General features: G+C 67.3%; 2 protein-coding genes. Both read right to left on the bottom strand.

The features are described 5' to 3' along the window. Positions 1–474 (bottom strand): nicotinate-nucleotide--dimethylbenzimidazole phosphoribosyltransferase (locus EN949_RS35355; RefSeq protein ID WP_206535014.1); only part of this gene is annotated, 474 nt, incomplete at its 3' end. Between the two features lie 52 nt (positions 475–526). Further along, positions 527–1,167, bottom strand: a 641-nt coding sequence (locus EN949_RS35350; protein ID WP_127371990.1) for an adenosylcobinamide-GDP ribazoletransferase, incomplete at its 5' end; no start/stop codon positions are given.

The raw sequence follows: 1,167 nt of genomic DNA, 5'->3' as shown, positions 1-1,167 counted from the left end.
GCAGATAAGGTCAAGATCCTTCGTCACCGCATCATAGCCGGCCGAGACCGCCGCCAGAAAGGGCGCTTCGTCCATTGCCGGACCTTGGGTGAAGTCGCCGGTCGGATGGTCGAGATCGAGCGGGATGACGTCGAGTTCGGCGCCGGCCATGCGGGCAAGCTGGTTGATGGCGGCACCGCCGCCAGCGAAATTCGCCACCATCTGCACGGTGACTTCCGAGGGATAGGCCGACACACCTTGCGCGGTGACGCCGTGGTTGCCGGCGAAGACGAAAACCTTGACGCGGTCGAGTTTCGGCATGTCGCGGCCCTGCCAGCGCGCCAGCCACGCGGCGATGGTCTCGAGCCGGCCGAGGCTGCCTTGCGGCTTGGTCAGCTTGTCCTGGCGGCGTGCGACCGCATTGGCCGCGGCATCGCTGCCAGCCGGCAGGTCGAGGCAGGCGGCGCGCAATTCACGTAGGGACTTGAAGGACATGGGGGCAAAGTCTCCGAAAAGGAATCAGGCCATGGGGATCAGGCCAAAGGGATCAGGAAAGCGCTACGGAAGCGACGAGCAGCACCGCGATCTCGCTTGCCTGCTGCAACGCGCCGATCGTGTCGCCGGTCTGGCCCTCGATCTGGTTGAAGCAAAGGGCGCGGAATGCGGCAAACAGCAGGCCAAGCAGGATCAGCGCGAAGACGGCGCCGCCCAGCCCGAGCAGGAGAAGCGGGATCGCGCCGAGCAAGGCGCCGGCTATGGCGGTTTCCTGCGAGACGGTGCCGGCGTCGACCGAGAGGCCGTTGACGCGCGCTGGAGGCAAGAGATGCATGAAGGCGCCAAGCAGGCCGCGCGAGGCCGCGTGTGCGGCCAGGAGGGCAAACAGGGCCTGTGTGGGATCGACGAACTCCGACAGCGCGCTCCAGCGGATCAGCAGCGACAGAGCCAGCGCCGCCGCGCCATAGGCGCCGATGCGGCTGTCGCGCATGATCTCAAGTTTGCGGCCGCGCGATTTGCCGCCGCCAAAACCGTCGGCGACGTCGGACAGGCCGTCCTCATGCAGGCAGCCGGTGGTGAGCAGGGTTGCCACAAGGGCAAGTGCGGCGGCCGGCCCCATGGCAAGGCCGAACCGTTCCGCCGTGGCAAAAACGATGGCGCCGATCAGGCCGACGACGAGACCGGCGATGGGGG

Source organism: Mesorhizobium sp. M7A.F.Ca.US.007.01.2.1, from assembly GCF_003998165.1.
Lineage (GTDB): Bacteria > Pseudomonadota > Alphaproteobacteria > Rhizobiales > Rhizobiaceae > Mesorhizobium > Mesorhizobium ciceri.
This window is presented reverse-complemented; position numbering and strand designations above follow the sequence as displayed.